Annotated in this window: 16 protein-coding genes; 10 read left to right on the forward strand and 6 right to left on the reverse strand. The window is 42.8% G+C overall.

Going from position 1 to position 18,825, the window contains the following annotated elements; all coding sequences use genetic code 11:
- Positions 1-4 precede the first annotated feature (4 nt).
- From pdxA to PSU78_RS13305, 3 genes are all read right to left on the reverse strand, one after another.
- The gene (gene pdxA / locus PSU78_RS13295) at positions 5-1,003 is read right to left on the reverse strand and encodes a 4-hydroxythreonine-4-phosphate dehydrogenase PdxA (protein ID WP_300388791.1); all 999 of its coding nucleotides are present in this window, start codon (positions 1,001-1,003) and stop codon (positions 5-7) included.
- A gap of 40 nt (positions 1,004-1,043) precedes the next feature.
- Positions 1,044-2,327: a peptidylprolyl isomerase gene (locus PSU78_RS13300; RefSeq protein WP_367186366.1), complete on the reverse strand. Its 1,284-nt coding sequence runs from the start codon at positions 2,325-2,327 to the stop codon at positions 1,044-1,046.
- 83 nt (positions 2,328-2,410) lie between these two features.
- Positions 2,411-4,876: an LPS-assembly protein LptD gene (locus tag PSU78_RS13305; RefSeq protein WP_300388795.1), complete on the reverse strand. Its 2,466-nt coding sequence runs from the start codon at positions 4,874-4,876 to the stop codon at positions 2,411-2,413.
- A gap of 194 nt (positions 4,877-5,070) precedes the next feature.
- On the opposite strand from PSU78_RS13305, the gene PSU78_RS13310 reads away from it, so the two are divergent.
- From PSU78_RS13310 to PSU78_RS13335, 6 genes are all read left to right on the forward strand, one after another.
- On the forward strand, positions 5,071-6,084 hold the full coding sequence (locus tag PSU78_RS13310; RefSeq protein WP_300388796.1) for a phosphotransferase: 1,014 nt from the start codon (positions 5,071-5,073) through the stop codon (positions 6,082-6,084).
- A gap of 18 nt (positions 6,085-6,102) precedes the next feature.
- Positions 6,103-6,780 carry an N-acetylmuramate alpha-1-phosphate uridylyltransferase MurU gene (murU, locus tag PSU78_RS13315; RefSeq protein ID WP_300388799.1) on the forward strand — a complete coding sequence of 226 codons (678 nt, stop codon included), beginning with the start codon at positions 6,103-6,105 and terminating at the stop codon, positions 6,778-6,780.
- 23 nt (positions 6,781-6,803) lie between these two features.
- Positions 6,804-8,123 carry an aminopeptidase P N-terminal domain-containing protein gene (locus PSU78_RS13320; protein ID WP_300388801.1) on the forward strand — a complete coding sequence of 440 codons (1,320 nt, stop codon included), beginning with the start codon at positions 6,804-6,806 and terminating at the stop codon, positions 8,121-8,123.
- Positions 8,124-8,141: 18 nt separating this feature from the next.
- Positions 8,142-9,311: an FAD-dependent oxidoreductase gene (locus PSU78_RS13325; protein WP_300388802.1), complete on the forward strand. Its 1,170-nt coding sequence runs from the start codon at positions 8,142-8,144 to the stop codon at positions 9,309-9,311.
- Entirely contained in the window at positions 9,308-10,516 is a 1,209-nt protein-coding gene (locus PSU78_RS13330) for an FAD-dependent monooxygenase (protein ID WP_300388804.1), read from the forward strand. Before PSU78_RS13325 ends, PSU78_RS13330 begins: the two co-directional genes overlap by 4 nt.
- A 76-nt stretch (positions 10,517-10,592) precedes the next feature.
- Entirely contained in the window at positions 10,593-11,321 is a 729-nt protein-coding gene (locus PSU78_RS13335; RefSeq protein ID WP_300388806.1) for a DsbC family protein, read from the forward strand.
- A gap of 95 nt (positions 11,322-11,416) precedes the next feature.
- Here PSU78_RS13335 and PSU78_RS13340 read toward each other — a convergent pair whose 3' ends face one another.
- Positions 11,417-12,634: a type II secretion system F family protein gene (locus PSU78_RS13340; protein ID WP_300388808.1), complete on the reverse strand. Its 1,218-nt coding sequence runs from the start codon at positions 12,632-12,634 to the stop codon at positions 11,417-11,419.
- A gap of 14 nt (positions 12,635-12,648) precedes the next feature.
- Positions 12,649-14,367 (reverse strand): type IV-A pilus assembly ATPase PilB, encoded by a 1,719-nt coding sequence (pilB, locus tag PSU78_RS13345; RefSeq protein ID WP_300388810.1) that lies wholly within the window; start codon positions 14,365-14,367, stop codon positions 12,649-12,651.
- A gap of 336 nt (positions 14,368-14,703) precedes the next feature.
- Between pilB and PSU78_RS13350 the strand changes: the two genes are divergently transcribed.
- Positions 14,704-14,907 (forward strand): cold-shock protein, encoded by a 204-nt coding sequence (locus tag PSU78_RS13350; protein ID WP_013147304.1) that lies wholly within the window; start codon positions 14,704-14,706, stop codon positions 14,905-14,907.
- A 109-nt stretch (positions 14,908-15,016) separates the two neighbouring features.
- On the opposite strand, the gene icd is transcribed toward PSU78_RS13350, so the two are convergent.
- Positions 15,017-16,273: an NADP-dependent isocitrate dehydrogenase gene (gene icd / locus PSU78_RS13355; protein ID WP_300388813.1), complete on the reverse strand. Its 1,257-nt coding sequence runs from the start codon at positions 16,271-16,273 to the stop codon at positions 15,017-15,019.
- Positions 16,274-16,318: 45 nt separating this feature from the next.
- On the opposite strand from icd, the gene PSU78_RS13360 reads away from it, so the two are divergent.
- The 3 genes from PSU78_RS13360 to aroC all read left to right on the forward strand — a co-directional run bounded on the left by PSU78_RS13360 (position 16,319) and on the right by aroC (position 18,774).
- Positions 16,319-16,882, forward strand: coding sequence for an rRNA large subunit pseudouridine synthase E (locus PSU78_RS13360; RefSeq protein ID WP_300388815.1), 564 nt, complete (start codon positions 16,319-16,321; stop codon positions 16,880-16,882).
- Positions 16,883-16,909: 27 nt separating this feature from the next.
- Positions 16,910-17,617 carry a type 1 glutamine amidotransferase gene (locus tag PSU78_RS13365; protein ID WP_300388823.1) on the forward strand — a complete coding sequence of 236 codons (708 nt, stop codon included), beginning with the start codon at positions 16,910-16,912 and terminating at the stop codon, positions 17,615-17,617.
- 62 nt (positions 17,618-17,679) lie between these two features.
- The gene (gene aroC, locus PSU78_RS13370) at positions 17,680-18,774 is read left to right on the forward strand and encodes a chorismate synthase (protein ID WP_300388817.1); all 1,095 of its coding nucleotides are present in this window, start codon (positions 17,680-17,682) and stop codon (positions 18,772-18,774) included.
- The last annotated feature ends 51 nt before the right edge of the window (positions 18,775-18,825 follow it).

The following is an 18,825-nucleotide window of genomic DNA, read 5'->3' on the forward strand; positions in this document are numbered from 1 at the left end:
TTAATTAACTTTTTAAGTGGTTATTGGCTAGCGTAATCGCCAACTCAATGGCGGCTAGCATGCTGCCGATTTCAATATTGCCTGTACTAGCTAAATCGAGAGCTGTGCCGTGGTCAACCGAGGTGCGGATAATGGGCAAGCCTAGCGTAACGTTGACGCCTTCGCCAAAGCTCGCATGCTTGAGCACTGGCAAGCCTTGGTCGTGGTACATGGCAAGCACAGCATCAGCTTTGCTGAGGTGGTGTTTTGCGAATAGGGTGTCTGCTGGCAGTGCGCCTATTAGCTGCATGCCTTCGGAGCGTAATTTTTCTAGCACAGGGTTGATAATGTCGATTTCTTCACGGCCTAAATAGCCGTCCTCACCTGCGTGTGGATTTAAGCCTGCCACCAAAATGCGTGGGTTGCTCAAGCCAAATTTCTGCACTAAATCATGATGCAGTATACGAATAGTAGTTTCTAAGCCACTTTTGGTAATGGCAGAGGGTACATCTTTTAGCGCTAAGTGTGTCGTGGCAAGGGCAACGCGCAAGCCGCTACCAACTAGCATCATCACAACTTGTGGCGTATGGGTTAACTCAGCTAAAAACTCTGTGTGACCGCTAAATGCAATGCCCGCATCATTGATAATGCCTTTGTGCACGGGTGCCGTGACCATGGCATCAAATTCTTGGTTTACGCATCCTAGCGCGGCAGTTTTTAGCGTTTGCAATACATATTGACTATTGCGTGCATCTAATTGCCCAGCCACCGCAGGCTTGCTGATAGTTTGATGTAACACAGTAATAATGCCGTTGCCGAGATGTGCCGTGTGCGACTCAGCAGAATACGCTTGGATTTGAATATCTACATTAAGCGCTTTAGCTCGTTCTCGTAGCATATTGGCATCCGCAATCATGACCACTTCGGCGTTAAGTGGCTGATGTGCTAGCAATACGCAAAGGTCTGGGCCAATGCCAGCAGGTTCGCCAGCAGTGATGGCAATGCGTGGAAGTGGTTTTGTCACGTTAAGTTAAGCAGCAAAATGTACGTGTAATTAGGGCGACTTAAAACTTATCTTCAAGTCTAAGCTCAACGAAAGCGCGGTCGCGCAACTCACGAATCCAATCCTGATAAGCTTCGTCTGCTTTACGCGTACGAATTTCTTGACGTGCTTTTAAGCGTGCAGATTCTTTACTCATGTCTTGTGAGCGGCGCTCTATGACTTGAATAATATGCCAACCAAACTGACTGCGTACAGGCGCGCTTATTTGTCCATCTTTAAGTGCGTTCATGGCAGCTTCAAAAGGAGGAACAGTGTCGCCAGGATTTACCCAGTTTAAATCACCGCCGTTTGAGGCTGTGGAGTCTTCTGAAAATTGGCGAGCCAATACTTCAAACTTTTCGCCATTATCAAGACGCTCTTTAATCGTATTAATTTTGGTCTCGGCTTCTTTATCAGACATTACCTCGGTAATTTTGATAAGAATATGACGTGCATGCGTTTGCTGTATCACAAGCGGAGAGTTGCCACCGCGCTTATTAGTCAGTTTGAGCAAGTGAAAGCCATTTGGACTACGAAGAGGTGCTGAAACTTCGCCTGCTTGCATGTTTTTTAATGCGTCTAAGAACAATGCAGGCATTTGTGAGCCTTTTTTCCAGCCCAAACTACCGCCTTCTAAGGCGTTAGGCGCATCAGAAAAACTGGCTGATACTTTAGCAAAACTGACGCCAGAGTTTAATTGGCTCAAAGCCTCATCGGCTTTGGCTTTAGCTTTTTGAATGTCTTCCGTAGCGCCTTCTTCAGGCGTACGAATCAAAATATGCGAAATCTCGAACTCATCAGTGTTTTCGTTAAGCGAGGCTTGTGAGGTTAAGTAATTGTCAATTTCAGATTCGCTAACATTCACGCGGCCGTCTACTTCGCGATCACGTAATCGTGCAATTGTTATTTCATTGCGAATATCAGACCTAAATTTACGCATGCTGACGCCGTCTCTGGCTAATGCCTCGCTAAACTCAGTCAGTGTTAAGTTGTTTTGCTCTGCAATTCTCTCAACTGTTTTATCTAGTTGATTGTCATCAACTTTAAGGCCAATTTGTGCAGCATACTGAATTTGTAGGGTATCTGTAATTAAACGTTCTAAAATTTGTTTACGCAAGACACTTTCTTCAGGTAACTCTGTGCCTTGTTTTTTAAATTGCGCGGTGACAGTGGCAATGCGGTTTTCCAGCTCTTGTTCAGTAATCACCGTTTGATCGACAATTGCGACAATACGATCCAATTTAACAATATCTGCTGCCTGCGCGTTAAATTGATTGGCGATAAAAAGCACGCTAGCAAGCAATATAAATTGAATTGCACGGACAGTCGCTGAATATTTATTCACTGTATGTTTAATCGCTGTATGTTTAATCAATGTGCGCAAAATAGTTACTCGTAATAAGGTTGTTGGTTGGTTTCAGGGATGCGACTTGAATTCACATAGCCTGGAACATTACGTTTGATGACCGATAGAGGATTGGTGCCAATTGAGGCTAATCCACCAAGCTCAAGTTGGAAAAATAATGCATAGTTGGCATTAGCAGTTGCCGTGCTAACGCGTTGAATTACGGATCTAGCTTGCCAGCAACCTGCATCATACTCTAACCCAGCCAGTGTTTCGATGATACTGCTGTCTTTCAGTGAGTAATTGAATCGACCAACACCGAACCAGCCCTTGCCTAAAGGCCATTGAGTTGAAATGTCAAACTGATCCAAGCCATCGCTTGTTAGTGCACCTGGAGTATCACGCCTATAGCTATAGCTTAGATTAAGTGCTTTGCCAGGTTCTGGGCTGTAGTGGCTAGAGATTGTGGTGCGTGCTGATCTAGAGTCGTCAGTATTGTATTGCCAAAATGCATCGATATTCCAGCTGGTTTTTAGATAAGAGCTTAGGCCTACAATAATGTCTGAACTATTACTGCTGCGTAAAGTGGCGCCAGGTAGAGAGGCAGTTTGATCTGCGAAGTAATAGCGTTGGCCAACGGATGCAGATAGGCGTTCTATGCCAGTATCAGACTCAATTAAGCGAGAAGTTAAAGCAAGACTTAATTGATTAGCGTTATTAATGCGGTCGTTACCAGTGTACTGATTTTCACTAAACAAAGAGCTGAAATTTAAGTCAGTGTCACTTGTGTCAAAAATAGGAATGCCTGATTGATTTACTTTAGGAATGTAGACGTAAAACATTCTTGGCTCTATGGTTTGTGTGTAGTCGCGGTTGGCAACTTTGAAGTCACGATCAAAAAATAAGCCACCATCAACGCTCACAATCGGTAGTGTTCGTTCTTGAGAGTTATTGCTGTTAGGGTCGTTACTGAGACTGTAACTAGTATGATGAATACCAATTTTAGGCGTAATGTAGCCATATGATTGAGTCATTGGTAAGCTAATGCTTGGGTATATTGTAAAACGCGAGCCAGTGACCGTGGCGGGTGCGTTTTTATTAGTGTCAAATGCAACTAGTTGAGTGTATAAATTTGCATTAAAACTGCCATAATCTTTGTTGCCATTAAGTGTTAATTGCGGCAAGCGTTCATAGGGGTATGACAAGTTATCTAAAGTTTGAAATTTTTGTGCAAGCGCATTAAAGCGCCAAACATCATCGGCATAATCTATATTAAATTGCTGCGGCAAAGTAACCTGGCTAGTAGTGACGATTCGCGTTGACATATCTGCAAAATATTCGTTATCAGATACCTTTTCCAAACTATAACCAGCGGACCAGCCATTGCCAAAGCTCTGTTGGTGTTTAAAGTTGGCATAGTAACGATTTTGACCAGACAGATCATCACTTGGCAGGTATTCAATGTTATCAATACCAGAAAAACTATCTTCCAAATATCTAAATTCTCCTTGTAATTGAACGCCGCGTTTGCTTAAAACTCGAGTTGCAAATGTTGCATCCATATTGGGGGAGATGTTCCAATAAAACGGTGTAGTTAATTCAAAACCACTTTTAGACGTCGTGCCAAAGGCCGGAGCAAGCAAGCCACTTTTACGTTGATTGCTAAATGAAAAGCTAATCCAAGGCGTGTAAATTAGCGGCACACCTTTAAATTCAATATAAGCATTTTTAGCTACGCCAGCTTTACTATAATCATTCAAATTTAATTCATTAGCTTTAATATACCAATCATCGACATCCGCAGCGCAAGTAGTAAATCTCGCGTTTTTTAGCGTTTTTCTGTCTTGACCTTCAAAAATAATGGTTTTAGCATCCGCTCTGGCGTTGGATGCGCGAGATGAGCTACTTTCATCAGAATCAAGCCCTAAAGTGCTTTGAGAAGAGTTACCTTCAGATACTTCTGTTACTGACGAATATGCACTAGGTCCACCTATTTGTTGGCTTTGCAAACTACCTAAGCTTTTAGAAAATTTTTCAGAGCTTTTAACGTTAGATTGGATTTTTTTAGACTCATCTTTTGTATCGCCTAAAATGCTGATTGATGCGTCTTTCATTTGCCCTATGCTTTCAGACAAGTGCATGTGTAGCTCAGGGCCTGTAATTTGTGCATTGCCAACATTGATGCTGGCATTACCAGTGACGCTTAACTCGTCATTTTGGACGTTGTAATCTATTAAATCACCTGTGATATTTTGCTTACCACGGCTGATTTTAGCGTTACCAATTGCTCGCATTTCTCTATCAAGATGCAATTCTAGTTTATCGCCTTCAATAACAAGTGCATCTGCATTGGCTTCTACAGCATTTGATTCGTCAGCTGTGTCAGCTAAACCCAGTGAGTCACCGATAGAGGCTGATTCAACAGGAATGACTTCACTTTCGGCATGTGAGCGTAAGCTGCAAAGTAATAAAGCCGCTGTTAAGCCACTTAAAAAACGGCTTTTTAGCATGAAGTTAACATATTGAATAGGGTTGGAATGTATGGCACGAGTATATAGGCAGACGGTTTTATTTTATCAGTGATAAAATCTCATAAATTGGACTTTTTGGCAATCAATAAATCGTTTTGCCCCTTTAATGATTTTTGTATTTTTAGTGTACAAAGCGCAATAAAGCAACATTATATAACATTGGATAGATAGCTGTGGATGATAGACAACAACAACTCAACGTTTGGTTAAGTCAGACCTTACCAGATGCAAATTTCAAGCTAACAACCGCATCGGCAGATGCTAGCTTCAGGCGTTATTTTAGGGTGAATTTAGCCAGCCCGCATTTAGGAAATCAAACCTTAATCGCCATGGATGCACCGCCACCACAAGAGGATTGCACGCCATTTGTAAAAGTGGCTAAGCAGTTTCTAGATGCAGGTTTGAATGTGCCGAAGGTGATTGCGCAAGATTTAGCCAATGGCTTTTTGTTATTGAGTGACTTAGGCAATGACACTTATTTGCAGCATTTGAATAATGAAACGGCACAAATGCTTTATGGCGATGCTACGAATGCACTCATCAAATTGCAATTAGCGAGCAAAAACCATGATTTACCTGCCTATGATGAAGCACTATTAACGCGCGAGATGCAGTTATTTCCTGATTGGTATGTGAATAAGCACTTAGGTCAAACGCTTAACGCCGAGCAGCAAGGTTGGCTGCAACAAACCTTTGCGTCGTTAAATAGAAACATCTTGTCACAAGGGCAAGTCACAGTACATCGTGATTATCATTCACGCAACCTGATGGTGACGCATGAAAATACACCTGGCATATTAGATTTTCAAGATGCCGTCCATGGTGCGATTACTTACGATTTAGTCTCTTTGCTTAAAGATGCTTATATTCAGTGGGATGAAGAGCAGATTATCGATATGGCGGTGCGTTATTGGGAGCCTGCTAAAAAAGCAGGCTTACCTGTAGCCAGTGATTTTAGCGAGTTCTATCGCGATTTTGAATGGATGGGTGCGCAGCGTCACATTAAAGTGCTGGGTATATTTGCAAGGCTTTACCATCGTGACGGCAAAGATGGCTACCTAAAAGACATGCCACTGGTCATGCATTATCTGCGTAAAGTTTGCGAGCGTTATGTGGAATTGCGCCCAATGTTACGACTCTTAGATGCGCTTGAAGGCCGAGTACCGCGTCCTAAATACGTGGTTTAACTTGTTGGAAAATAAGCCATGAAAGCCATGATATTAGCCGCAGGACGTGGCGAACGTATGCGTCCGCTGACCGACCATACCCCTAAGCCATTGCTAAAAGTAGGTGGAAAGCCACTGATTGTTTGGCATTTGGAACGATTAGCGAAAGCTGGTTTCAAAGAGGTGGTGATTAACCATGCGCATTTGGGTGAGCAGATTGAGCAAGCGCTAGGTGATGGCAGTGAGTGGGACTTGCATATTCAATACAGCCCTGAAAAAACAGCGCTAGAAACAGCGGGCGGTATTGCCAATGCTCTGCCTCTGCTAGGATCTGAACCATTCTTAGTAGTCAATGGTGATACGTTTACCGAGATTGACTTTGGTGTTTTAACGCATGCCTTACAGGCCAATAACCATGCGCATCTTGTATTGGTGAATAATCCGCCGCAACATCCAAATGGTGATTTTGCAATTGAAGCTGGTAAGTTAAAAGATACAGGTCCGCAGATGCTGACATTTTCAGGCGTCGGTGTTTATCACCCAGATTTATTTGCCAGTGTGACACGAGGTGAACCAGCAAAACTTGCGCCTTTGTTAAGGCAAGCGATTGCTGGGAATCAGGCGACTGCTGAACATTATCCAGGGGTATGGCATGATATTGGTACGCCTGAACGCTTGAATATGCTTGATGAAGCGTTAAAGCTGCGAGCGAGTTAACGAATGAAAAAGGAACAGACTCAATGAGTCATATAGTTGAATTTCAACAACGTAGATCTAAATTACTGAGTGTAATGGGCGAAGGCATTGCCATTATTCCCACCGCGCCAGAAACCATTCGCAATCGCGATAGTCATTATCCATACCGTTTTGATAGTTATTTTTACTACTTAACAGGTTTCAAAGAGCCTGAATCTGTCGTGGTGCTAGTGGCTGGTGCGATGCCCAAAACAATATTGTTTTGCCGCGATAAAGACATGGAGCGAGAGATTTGGGATGGCTTTCGTTATGGTGCGGAGGCCGCTAAAACTGAATTCAGTTTTGATGAAGCCTACTCAATTAACGAGTTAGATGCAGTTGTTCTGAAGTTGTTGGCGAATCAACCTAAGCTATTTTTTAGTTTAGGTGAAAGCACAAGCTGGGATGTACGTGTAATGGGCTGGATGAACACCTTGCGTACGCAAGCTCGCAGCGGTGTTCATGTGCCTGACGATGTGAGTGATATACGTCAATTAGTGGATGAAATGCGTTTGATTAAATCACCATTCGAGATTGATTTAATGCGTCGTTCAGCCAATATTGCCGCCGCCGCACATAACCGTGCAATGCAGTTTGTCGGGTCTAATTTTACTAGACCTAATATCATGGAATATGAAGTAGAAGCGGAATTTTTGCACGAGTTCTACCGTAATGGCGCGCAAGCGCCAGCTTATACAAGCATCGTCGCAGGCGGCGCCAATGCTTGCACGCTGCATTACAACGCGAATAACGCAAAGTTGAATGATGGTGATTTATTGTTGATTGATGCGGGTTGCGAGTTAGATGGATACGCCTCAGATATTACGCGCACTTTTCCTGTGAACGGTAAGTTTAGCGCTGCGCAAAAAGATGTTTATGAGTTAGTGCTGGCTTCGCAAGCTGCGGCAATTGCAAAGGTTAATACAAGCAACCATTGGAACGCGCCGCATGAAGCGGCATTAGAGGTTTTGGTGCAAGGCTTTATTGATTTGAAACTTTGCAAAGGCAGCAAAGAGGCAGTGCTAGAGAATGGGGATTATCGCCAGTTTTACATGCATCGCACTGGGCACTGGTTGGGTTTGGATGTGCATGATGCAGGTGAATATAAAGATAAAGCTAGCAATTGGCGCATGCTAATGCCAAATATGACGCTGACTGTTGAGCCTGGCTGCTATATTCGCCCTGCGGAAAATGTACCAGAAGCCTTCTGGAATATTGGCATTCGTATTGAGGATGATGTATTGGTGACCAAAGACGGGTGTGAAGTTTTGACTAAAAATGCGCTTAAATCAGTGGCTGATATTGAAGCCTTAATGGCTAATTAAGTAGGCGTGAAGGACTAAATGAGCGATATTTTAAAGAGCATTGTCATCGTTGGTGGCGGCCCAGTAGGTGCAACGTTAGCGTTATTGCTAGCAAAGCAAGGCTTGGCTGTGACGGTGCTTGAGGCGCGCAAACAAGGTGCAGCTTATAGTGAGAGTCGAGCACTGGCTTTGTCATATGGTAGTAAGCGCATTCTGGAAAAGCTAGGTGTTTGGGGTAGTTTAGCTGCAAGCGCTACCGCTATTAATACTATCCATGTGTCACAAAAAGGTAGCCTTGGTCGCTCAAAATTACAAGCGCGTGATTATAAGCAAGAGGCGCTGGGCTATGTACTGTCTTATGGTAAGTTAAGTGAGGCGCTGGATGCGTCACTTGCAAGTCAACCTTTAGTGAATTTTGTATTTGAAGCTTTAGCTGAGAATATCGCTCATACAGGTACTCATGCCAGTGTGAGTTATTCCTATCAAGGTGAGTCACGTGCATTAAATAGTCGCTTAGTAGTATTGGCAGATGGCGGTCGCAGCTTAGACGAAATTGCAGGGCTAGTGAAAGAAACCAAAGAGTATGGCCATGATGCGCTGATTTCTAAGATAAGGGCGGAATTGCCACACAACAATATTGCTTATGAGCGCTTTACTGCTAATGGCCCCATGGCTTTATTGCCTAATGGAGAGCATGACTTCTCATTAGTTTGGACAGGTAAAAAAGAATACGTAAATGCATTGCTGGAACTGAGTGATGAAGAGTTCTTAACGCAATTTCATGAACAGTTTGGTGACAGAGTAGGGCAATTTCTAAGTGTAGAAAAGCGTATGGCATTCCCATTAAAGCTATCGCAATTAAAAACAACAGATACGCCGCACTTGGTGGTGATTGGTAATGCAGCACAAACCATGCACCCAGTGGCAGGGCAGGGCTTTAATGTCGGCTTGCGAGATGCAGAGTCACTTGCGCAATCTCTTGATGTTACAGCTCCCGCAGATTTTGGATGTCAGAAAATGTTAGATGCCTACCGCGCTAGTCGGCAATCTGACACTAAAAACGGTTTGTTGTTTACTGACTTTTTAGTGAGTATTTTTTCTAATGACATTGTCGGTGTTAATGGTTTAAGAGGTGCAGGGTTAGGCCTGTTTGATATGATTAAGCCAATCAAGCAGCATTTAGTCAGCAAAATGAGTTACGGCAAATGAGTGAAATACTACATACCGATGTGACTATTGTCGGCGCTGGTTTAGTAGGCCTTGCGGCAGCTGTTGCCATGCATCAAGCAGGTTTTTCTGTGGTATTGGTTGATAGTCGAAATCCAACAGATACCAATTTTGCAGATGAAACTTGGGACACAAGAGTTTATGCGATTAGCCCAAAGAATGCGCAGTGGCTGAGCGATTTAGGTGTATGGACATCAATCAATCAGTCGCGTATTGGCCAAATGCAATCTATGGAGATATTCGGTGAGGCTGATAGCGCAAAAAGTGAGCAGGTGCCAATAACCCTGTCCTCTAGTGATGTGAATGCCGATTGTTTAGGCTATATCGTTGAGTCTAAGTCCCTTATGGAGGCATTACTAAAGCAGGTTGAAACTTTAGGTATTCAGATGCGATTTAATAGTCCATGTGAAGTAGTGAGTAACACCCCAGATAAGGCTGTATTGCAACTATCGCATCAACAGTCAATTGAAAGCACATTATTGTTAGCCGCTGATGGTAGCCATTCTTGGGTGCGTCAACAATTGAATATGCCCATGCAGCAAAAGTCTTATGAACAAACAGCGATAGTGGCGAACTTCACTGCGACCAAGTCGCATGGCAATATTGCTAGGCAGTGGTTTGTGCAAGATGCAGAAAATCACCTGAGTATTTTGGCCTGGCTGCCGTTGCCAGATAATATAATTTCTATTGTCTGGTCTGTGTCAACCAACTATGCTGATACATTGTTAACGTTAAGTGATGGTGAGTTTACCAGTGCGGTGAAGTTGGCTGGTAATGGTGTGTTAGGCGATTTAACATTGCTTGGTCCTGCTGTTAAGTTTCCATTGAGCTTACAAAAAACGAGTACGTTAGTACAAGATAGCGTGGTTTTGGTCGGCGATGCAGCGCATCAAGTTCATCCGATGGCTGGCCAGGGCGTTAATTTAGGCTTTAGAGATATAGTGGATTTGGTGGATATTCTCAAAACTAAGCATCAATATCAAGCGCTAAATGATCGTAGTTTGCTCAAGCAATACACGCGTACTAGAAAAGTGGATATTTTGAATATGGTGCTGTTAACCGATACTCTTTATCATTTGTTTAACAATCAAAATTCAGTAATAAAAACAGTAAGGAACTGGGGATTGTCCGCGACTAATCATCAAGCAATCAAAAAACTGTTAGTTTCAAACGCAGTATCCCTTTAATATATTGTGATAAAGCACTAAAGCTTTTCATTCATTACGAGTCATATTTAAGTAAATTCAAAATCAAGGAAATTGCATGTTCAAAAAATTAGTCAGCTTTACCTTATTAAGTGCAGCATGTGCTGGAATTTCAACCTCTGCAATAGCCGATGAAGCGAGTGTTAAAAAAGCTGTAGAGGCAGCTTACCCGAAGTTTAAGGTGGAAAGCGTAGCAAAAACACCTTATGCAGGTTTGTATGAGGTATTTATGGGTGGTCAAATTATCTACACCGATGAAAAAATGTCTTTCTTGATCGCAGAAGGACATCTCGTTGATCCTAAAACTAAAAAGGATCTTACGGGCGAGCGTATGGAAGAGTTGACTAGAGTTGATTTCTCTACACTGCCCTTAGACCAAGCGATTAAAGTGGTGAAAGGCAATGGTAGCCGTAAATTAGTCGTGTTTTCGGATGTAGATTGTCCATATTGCAAGCGTTTAGAGCAAAATGAACTCACTAACATCACTGATGTGACGATCTATACATTTCTTTATCCAATTCAGCAGTTACACCCAGATTCAGCGAATAAATCTAAAGCGATTTGGTGCGCAAGCAATCGCGTAAAGGCTTGGCAGGATTGGATTTTGAATGCTAAGTTGCCTAGCTCTGCAGGCAACTGCGAAGTGCCAATAGAACGAATTGGTGAGTTAGCGAGAAAAATCGGAGTTACTAGCACACCGACATTATTCTTTGCTGATGGCAAGCGCATGCTAGGTGCGCAACCTTATAAAGAAATCGAACAAGCCTTGGTTGCTGCTAAGAAATAGGTTTATGGATTTCATTGATAAAAATAGCGCCTAACTTTAGGCGCTATTTTACATCTAAAAGAAAACCTGTTTCTTACACCCTATTTAGCTCTCCATTAAACAACTGAGCCCATTTTAAATATAGGTAAATACATGGCGATAACTAGTCCACCAATTAACACACCAAGTACTACCATGATAACAGGTTCCATTAAGCTAGCTAGCGCATCAACGGCATCGTCAACCTCTGCTTCAAAAAAATCAGCTACTTTACTAAGCATAGCATCTAAGGCGCCCGACTCTTCACCAATAGCTGTCATTTGCAGCACCATATTAGGAAACACATCCGTATTTTGCATAGCAACAGTTAAGCTAGTGCCTGTACTAATTTCACTCTGTATTTTTTTTGTTGCATCATAGTAAACTCGGTTTCCCGCTGCGCCTGCAACGGAATCTAAAGCTTCTACCAGTGGTACACCAGCGGTAAACATTGTGGCTAAAGTTCGCGCCCATCTCGCAATGGTTGCTTTACGAATAAGCGGGCCAAAAACAGGAACTTTAAGAATTAATCGATCCATAGTGGCTTGCATGCTGATTGAACGTTTCCAAGTGTAAAAGAAAAACCATATACCGAATCCAATAGAACTAAAAATGGCCCACCACCATTGTACAAAGAAGTCTGAAATGGCCATGACAATTAAAGTTGGTGCGGGTAACTGAGCGCCGAAACCATCGAATAGTGTCTTAAATGCAGGAATCACAAAAATCATGATAATGGCAACGATTACAAAGGCGACTACAATAATTGATATTGGATAGAATAGAGCTGATTTAATCTTAGACTTAATCGCAAGTATTTTTTCTTTATAAGTAGCAAGGCGATCGAGTAATGTATCTAAAATACCAGCCTGTTCACCAGCGCCGATTAGGTTGCAAAATAAAGCATCAAAGTAAAGGGGATATTTGCGGAATGCAGCACTCATGCTGCTTCCTGTTTCAACGTCAGATTTAATATCCAATAAAAGTTTTGCTACGGCTGGGTTGCTGTGACCTTTACCTACAATATCAAAAGACTGAAGTAGTGGTACGCCAGCCTTCATCATTGTGGCAAGTTGGCGAGTAAATAGCGTAATGTCTTTATCTGAAACGCTACCTTTATTAGTTAAGCTACTTTGCTTCTTCACTTTAGTAACGATAATGCCTTGACGTCGCAAAGTGGCCTTCACAAAAGAGTCACCTGTCGCGCGTATTTCACCTTTAACAGATCTGCCTTTTCTGTCTTTGCCTTCCCAAGCATATGTAACTTCTTTAGTGGCTTTAATATTTGCGGCCATAGTAATTCCCTATATTATTCGTTAGTACAAGCTTCGACTTCTTCGATCGAAGTTAACCCTTGCATTACTTTTATTAAACCAGATTGGCGCAAATCTTTGACGCCTTCAAGTTTTGCTTGATCCGCTATGTCGTGTGCGGTTCCGCTTTTCATGATAATACGGCTAATCGCATCTGTGATAGGCATGACTTGATAAATGCCAACTCGACCTTTGTAGCCATTGTTGCAGAGTTCACAGCCACCCTCTTTGGGGCCATATAGTTGCCACTCTTCTTTAAAGTCATCTTCAGTGAAGCCTACGCCGAACAAAGCTTCTTTTGGTATATCTAAAGGGACTTTACAGTTTTTGCACAATCGTCTTGCTAAGCGTTGTGCGGTAATTAGTGAAACAGCTGATGCAATATTGAATGGTGCAACCCCCATGTTGAGTAAACGGGTTAATGTTGAGGGCGCATCATTGGTATGCAGTGTAGACAATACCATATGGCCTGTAGACGCGGCCTTAATCGCCATGTCCGCAGTTTCTAAGTCGCGAATCTCACCAATCATAATAATGTCTGGATCTTGGCGAAGGAATGATTTCAATGCCGCAGCAAAGGTTAACCCTTGCTTGTCATTCACGTTCACTTGATTGATGCCCGCTAATGGAATCTCACAAGGATCTTCGGCTGTTGCGATGTTCACATCAGGGCGGTTTAAGATATTCAGGCAGGTATATAGCGAAACGGTTTTACCAGAACCCGTGGGCCCCGTGACCAATACAAGACCATAAGGACGACTGACTGCGCTCAGTAAACGCTCTTTCTGAACTGGTTCATACCCAAGCGCTTCAATACCTAATGTCGCGCTGGATGGATCTAAAATACGCATCACAATTTTTTCGCCGTTAATGAGCGGTAATGTACTGACACGAAAATCAATAGTGCGTGTTTTGGATAACACCAGCTTCATGCGACCATCTTGCGGAATGCGTTTTTCAGAGATGTCCATGCTGGAAATAACTTTAATCCGCGAGGCTAACTTTTCTTTAATGGCTAGAGGAGGTTGAGTAATCTCACGCAAAATGCCATCAACGCGATAACGTACGCGGTAGAATTTCTCGTAGGGTTCGAAGTGCAAATCAGACGCCCCCATATTGATGGCATCTATTAGCATTTTATTTAAAAACTTAACGACTGGCGCATCGTCAACTTCTTGAGTCTGCACCTCGTCTTCAGCTGGCGAACCATCTTCACCACCTAAGTCGTAGTCTTCGTCAAGGTTCATTGACTTCATGCTGGTATCGCCAGCTTCTACAATCTTATCTATCCAACGACCAAGTTTGTCATCTTCAACAACGACAGGTGATAAAGCCATGCCCATTTGAAATTGAACACTATCTAGTGCATGTAAGTTGGTCGGGTCTGAAATGGCAACATATAAAATGTTGTTGCGTACTTGCAACGCCAACACGCGGTTGGCTTGCATTAGTTTCGTGTCAATTTTCTTAGTTGGAAGGTAATCGGGGTTAAAGGCATCTAAGTTAAAGTAGGGAAAGCCAAATGCTTTTGCCGAGGTTTCTGCAATGATCTGTGCAGTTAATTTTCTACTTGTAATCAGCTGCGAAATGAATGGATTTTTAACGGAGTTTGCTTGTGCTTGTATTGCATTCGCTTCATCCTCAGAAAGTAACTTTTCTTGGATTAAAGTGCGGGCAAGACCGCTTAGTTTGTTTGGTGTAGGTGCATTGGCCATAAATATTACATTTAAGCAGCGTAAAAGCTTTCCCTATTTATTTTTATCAAACTAATAATGCCCTTTAGTCTTTTTTTTGTAAAGACTTTACGCAAAATTGACTATAAAAACGGCATATAATTTACATTTGAAGTGTCTTTAGAGGTATGAATGTACTTGAAATCATTCAATAAACCTGAAAAACTTGACAATTTAAGACTTCCAAATTATAAATATACATAGGTGTTTGGGTTCGAGTTTTGTAGCGTGCTTGAAATTTTTAGTTTTAAGGTGACTCTATGGTTCTTGAGACAAGCTTTTTGGGGCGCCCCCCGTCGTGTATGTAAGGATGTAGAAATGGCAACAGGTACCGTAAAGTGGTTTAATGACTCAAAAGGTTTTGGCTTTATTACGCCAGATGATGGTGGTGATGATTTATTCGCACACTTCTCTGCGATTGTAGAAGCTGGCTATAAAAGTCTTAAAGAAGGTCAACGTGTAAGTTTTGAAGTGACCGATGGTCCAAAAGGCAAGCAAGCTTCCAATATTCAAAAGGCTTAAGTCTTCTTGACTAAATACTTATTTGTATAAGTATTTTTAATATTACAATTTATGTAAGCGGCTCGTAAGAAATTACGAGCCGTTTTTTTATGCTGGCATTAAAGTAGCATTACATATTGGCGATGATTTCCTCGCCAAACTGAGCCGTGCCCACTTGTGTTGCGCCTTCCATTTCACTTGAGAAGTCGCCAGTCACACGTTTAGCTAGAATCGCCTTGGCAACACCACTAATCACTAGGTCAGCAGCTTCAACCCAACCTAGGTGACGTAACATCATTTCAGCTGAAAGGATAATAGAGCTAGGATTGGCTAGGTCTTTGCCCGCAATTTTTGGTGCCGTGCCGTGCGTGGCTTCAAACATGGCAACGGTATCGCTCAAGTTGGCACCAGGTGCAATGCCAATGCCACCTACTTGCGCGGCAAGCGCATCACTCATGTAATCGCCGTTCAAATTAAGTGTGGCAACAACATCATAATCTTGCGGATGTAACAAGATTTCTTGTAAGAAAGCATCGGCGATACAGTCTTTAATCATCATGCCATTTGGCAGTTTGCACCAAGGTCCACCGTCAATCTCAACTGCGCCGAACTCTTGTTTAGCAACCTCATAGCCCCAATCTCTAAAGCCACCTTCAGTAAACTTCATGATATTGCCTTTGTGGGCAATGGTGACTGATTTGCGATTGTTATCAATGGCGTACTGAATGGCTTTACGTATTAGGCGTTTGCTGCCATCTATTGAAACAGGTTTAATACCAATCGCTGATGATTCTGGGAAGCGAATTTTTTTACGCATGCCCATGTCGCTTAAGAATTTGATTACTTTTTCAACTTCATCAGTGCCAGCCGCCCACTCAATACCCGCGTAAATATCTTCTGTATTCTCGCGGAAAATCACCATATCGGTTTTTTCTGGATGTTTAACTGGGCTAGGCACCCCTGTGAAATACTGTACCGGACGCAAACATACATATAAATCTAGCTCTTGGCGTAGTGATACGTTTAAAGAGCGAATGCCACCGCCCACTGGAGTGGTCAAAGGGCCTTTGATAGAAACTACATAGTCGCGCACTGCATGCATTGTTTCTGCAGGTAGCCAGTCATTAGCACCGTAAACTTTAGTGGCTTTTTCCCCTGCATAAACTTCCATCCATGAAATCTTACGTGTACCACCGTAAGCTTTGTTAACCGCAGCATCCACCACTTTAATCATAGGTGGGGTAATATCAGCACCTATGCCATCCCCCTCAATAAATGGGATAATAGGTTGGTTGGGTACGTTCAAAGAATTATCCGCATTGACTGTGATTTTTTCGCCAGTCGTTGGAACGATAATTTTTCCAGTGATATTATTTTTCGTAGCCATTTTAGATTTCCTAATGTTAAGTTTCTGAAAATTTAAGCTTATTTAATGATTATTCTATTTAATAAACCCTTTAACGTAGTGTGCCAGTTCAGTGCGCATGACCCTAGAAATGGAAAAACGGGACATCCTACGTTAAAAGACTTTATCCCAATATCAGATGTCTATGCCGCAGGGCGATTAGATACTGATAGTGAAGGTTTACTCATTTTAACCGATGATGGCATGTTGCAACACCGTTTAAGTGACCCAAAGCATAAAGAATTTAAAACTTATTGGGTGCAGGTCGAAGGTGCGCCTACTAATGATGATTTAGAGCCGCTAAGGCAAGGTGTAGATTTAACGGATTTCATCACGAAACCAGCGCAGGTGCGGCTTATTTCAGAGCCTGATTCATTATGGCCAAGAAGCCCACCCATCAGAGAAAGAAAAGCGATTCCTACCAGCTGGTTAGAAATTAAAATTAGTGAGGGAAAGAATCGCCAAGTGCGTCGTATGACGGCTAAAATAGGCTTTCCAACATTAAGATTAATTCGCTACGCCATTGGGCAATATACGATTGATGGCATTCAAAATGGGCAGCACAAGGTCATTGACCAAGTTATTAAATAGGATAAGTTAATAATGAGTACAACCAACATAAAGCCAGTCATTGTTTTTAAAAACGTAGAACATGAAGGGCCAGGCTATTTAGGTGACTTTTTAACACAGCAAAATATACCTTGGCAAATCATCAATACCAATGAATTAAGTATGATACCTACCTCTATACTGGGCTATAGTGGTGTTGTGATTATGGGTGGTCCCATGAGTGTGAATGATGACTTGCCTTGGATTGCACCATTGCTCGACTTGATTCGTGAAGCAAAGGCCGCGGACATTCCGCTATTAGGGCATTGCTTGGGTGGGCAGTTGATTAGTAAAGCTTTTGGTGGGGTTGTCAGTGCAAATTCCATTAAAGAAATTGGCTGGGGCGAAGTGAGTGTGACGCCAAATGAGGCGGCTAAACATTGGTTTGGAGAAATTGAAAGCTTCAATAGCTTTCATTGGCATGGCGAAACGTTTAGCATGCCAGAGGGCGCAACACATATATTGGCAAGTATTCACTGCCAAAATCAAGCTTACTCAATAGGTAAACATTTGGCATTTCAAAGTCATATTGAAGTGACTGCAGAAATGGTCAAAAGCTGGTGTGAGTTTGGTGCGGATGAACTGGCGGAAGCTGCCACAAGCCCCGCTGTACAGCAAGCTGAAGCTATGCAGCAAAACTTGCCTGTTCATTGTTTCTTTCTGAACAAAGTCGCTAAGCAAGTCTATGGTCAGTGGATTAAAGGTCTCATGCACTGATAGCCATGCCCGTATGTTAAAATTGAGTAAGCTTACCAAAAAACCTACAAGAGAAAAGTATTATGTCGGGTAACACAATCGGAACTTTATTTACACTTACCTCATTTGGTGAGTCACATGGCGCAGCCATTGGAGGTGTTGTAGATGGCTGTCCTCCTGGGTTGGACTTATGTGCGGAAGATTTACAAATTGATTTAGATAGACGCAAACCTGGCACTTCGCGCCACGTCACACAGCGCCAAGAGGCCGACAGTGTGGAAATCTTATCCGGTGTGTTTGAAGGAAAAACCACAGGCGCGCCAATTGGGCTGTTGATTCGTAATACTGACCAACGTAGCCAAGATTACAGCAAAATTATGGACACATTCCGTCCAGGTCACGCCGATTATACTTACACACAAAAATACGGCGTGCGTGACTATCGTGGCGGAGGACGTTCAAGTGCGCGAGAAACAGCCGTACGTGTTGCCGCTGGTGCCATCGCTAAAAAATGGTTAAAAGAACGTTTCGGTGTAACCGTTCGTGGTTACATGAGTCAGATGGGCGACATTGATATTCCATTTGTGAACTGGGATGCGCTGAATCACCAAGATAATGATTTTTTCTCACCAAATATCGAGGTGCTGCCGCAGTTAGCCAGTTATTTAGACAGCATTCGTGCTGAGCGTGACTCTGTAGGTGCGCGCATTACGGTAGTGGCCGAAGGCGTGCCAGTTGGCTGGGGTGAACCAGTGTTTGACAGGCTAGATGCAGAAATCGCCTATGCCATGATGAGTATTAATGCGGTTAAAGGTGTGGAAATCGGCGCAGGTTTTGATTCAATCTCACAGCGCGGCAGCGTTCATTCTGATGAAATGACGCCGCAAGGCTTCGTAACAAATCATGCGGGCGGTATTTTGGGCGGTATTTCTACAGGCCAAGAGATTCTTGTCAATATTGCATTAAAACCAACCTCTAGTATTCCACAAGAGCGCCGTTCTATTGATAAAAATGGTGAGGCGGTGACCATGCAGACAACAGGTCGCCACGACCCATGTGTTGGTGTACGAGCCACGCCGATTGCAGAGGCAATGATGGCACTAGTATTGATGGATCATGCGCTCAGACATAGAGCGCAAAATGCAGATGTGAGTTGCGCAACACCTAAAATTATTTAAGGGGCTGTCCTAGATAACACATAAAATGTTATAAGGATGGCATGAGAAAGA

The sequence above is a fragment of the Methylotenera sp. genome (genome assembly GCF_029945705.1).
Taxonomy (GTDB): domain Bacteria; phylum Pseudomonadota; class Gammaproteobacteria; order Burkholderiales; family Methylophilaceae; genus Methylotenera.

Bases quoted from the DNA above. Each gene is read 5' to 3' on its own strand.
- PSU78_RS13305 (WP_300388795.1), bottom strand. From the start codon at position 4,876: ATGCTAAAAAGCCGTTTTTTAAGTGGCTTAACAGCGGCTTTATTACTT.
- murU (WP_300388799.1), top strand. From the start codon at position 6,103: ATGAAAGCCATGATATTAGCCGCAGGACGTGGCGAACGTATGCGTCCG.
- PSU78_RS13320 (WP_300388801.1), top strand. From the start codon at position 6,804: ATGAGTCATATAGTTGAATTTCAACAACGTAGATCTAAATTACTGAGT.
- PSU78_RS13325 (WP_300388802.1), top strand. From the start codon at position 8,142: ATGAGCGATATTTTAAAGAGCATTGTCATCGTTGGTGGCGGCCCAGTA.
- PSU78_RS13330 (WP_300388804.1), top strand. From the start codon at position 9,308: ATGAGTGAAATACTACATACCGATGTGACTATTGTCGGCGCTGGTTTA.
- PSU78_RS13335 (WP_300388806.1), top strand. From the start codon at position 10,593: ATGTTCAAAAAATTAGTCAGCTTTACCTTATTAAGTGCAGCATGTGCT.
- PSU78_RS13340 (WP_300388808.1), bottom strand. From the start codon at position 12,634: ATGGCCGCAAATATTAAAGCCACTAAAGAAGTTACATATGCTTGGGAA.
- pilB (WP_300388810.1), bottom strand. From the start codon at position 14,367: ATGGCCAATGCACCTACACCAAACAAACTAAGCGGTCTTGCCCGCACT.
- PSU78_RS13350 (WP_013147304.1), top strand. From the start codon at position 14,704: ATGGCAACAGGTACCGTAAAGTGGTTTAATGACTCAAAAGGTTTTGGC.
- icd (WP_300388813.1), bottom strand. From the start codon at position 16,273: ATGGCTACGAAAAATAATATCACTGGAAAAATTATCGTTCCAACGACT.
- PSU78_RS13360 (WP_300388815.1), top strand. From the start codon at position 16,319: ATGATTATTCTATTTAATAAACCCTTTAACGTAGTGTGCCAGTTCAGT.
- aroC (WP_300388817.1), top strand. From the start codon at position 17,680: ATGTCGGGTAACACAATCGGAACTTTATTTACACTTACCTCATTTGGT.